The 1160-nt window shown below is 67.2% G+C and carries 1 protein-coding gene and 1 pseudogene; one reads left to right on the top strand and one right to left on the bottom strand.

What is annotated here, in order from left to right; all coding sequences use genetic code 11:
- Positions 1-264 precede the first annotated feature (264 nt).
- Positions 265-708 (bottom strand): annotated as a pseudogene (locus tag CCL05_RS41905) (transposase); the annotation flags it as partial.
- Between the two features lie 95 nt (positions 709-803).
- Between CCL05_RS41905 and CCL05_RS41910 the strand changes: the two are divergent.
- Positions 804-1160 (top strand): hypothetical protein (locus CCL05_RS41910; RefSeq protein ID WP_143590044.1); only part of this gene is annotated, 357 nt, incomplete at its 3' end.

Here is a 1160-nt window from a genome sequence, read left to right on the forward strand (position 1 = left end):
ATCGGCATCGGCTCGGCGGGGATCTCCCCGTCATCCTTCTTGCACAGCAGCTTCTTGCCGCGAGGTCGGGCACAGCGAGAGGGAGAGGCCGGCGACAGCCGGAGACTTGTCCGTCCTTGCGCTGACAAGCAAGTAGGGGAGGCCGATGGCCTCCCCTACCTGCTGGCGGGGCGTACGCCGACACGCGTTTCGCCTGAGGGCTGTCCCGTAGTGGTTCTGGGGTCGGCTTGGCGTGGCTGTTCGTTGCTGGCTGCCCACCCCCGCCTACCCGACGAGGGCAAGGTTGTGCATACGCGCGATGCCGAGCATGACGTAGTCGACGCCGTCACCTTTGAGGCGACAGTCGCGGAGGATCTCCCAGGTCTTCATCCTGGCGAAGACGTGCTCGACTCGGGCGCGGACCTGCTTGTGGGCGGTACCGGGACAGCCACCGTCGGAGATTGTGGTGGTCTTACCGATGGCGGCCTCGGCGCCGGATTCCTCCCGCGCCTCGCAGTCGTTGCGGTTGCCGGGCAGGGGCCGGCCGACCGCGATGACGAGTCGGGTGTCGGCGTCGATGACGACCTGGTGGTTGGTGGAGTACCTGTAGTTCTTGGACTGCTCAGCGATGGTGTGATCGCGGGCCGGAACTAGGGTGCCGTCCACGATGAGCACGGCATCCTTGGCGAACCTCCTACGTGCCTGGAGGGCAAGCAGCGGCCCGAGGTGGATCCGCGAGCGCATCGGCGAGCAAGCAGCACGGAGGCTGGAGTACTCGGCGCAGAACGAGGCGTGGGACTTCATGTTCGATGCGCTGGTGGACTATGAGGCCGACGCAGGCGACCGACCGGGCCGAGCGCCTGGCCACGATCGCCACATGGTCCTCCCAGATCGCATACGAGACCGGCTTCTGGGCCAGCTACGACCGGTACCTGCGGCGGGCCGAACTGACCGATCCGTGCGAGCGGGAGGAGTTGCTGTCGAGCCGCGACGCGACCGTGGGGGTGAACAACCTCCGAAGGCGGAGGGCGGAGCTAATCACCCGCGGCAACGACCTACCGGGTGACCAGCTCGAGGCCATGGAGAAGGTGCCCGGTTGGTCCTGGGTCCCCCATCAGGACGTCCACGACGCGAAGGCCGAGGTGATGCAGCAGTTCTGCGCCGTCACCGGCCGGCCCGTC

Origin of the sequence: Streptomyces africanus, from assembly GCF_002150735.1 — a bacterium.
Classification (GTDB): domain Bacteria; phylum Actinomycetota; class Actinomycetes; order Streptomycetales; family Streptomycetaceae; genus Streptomyces; species Streptomyces africanus.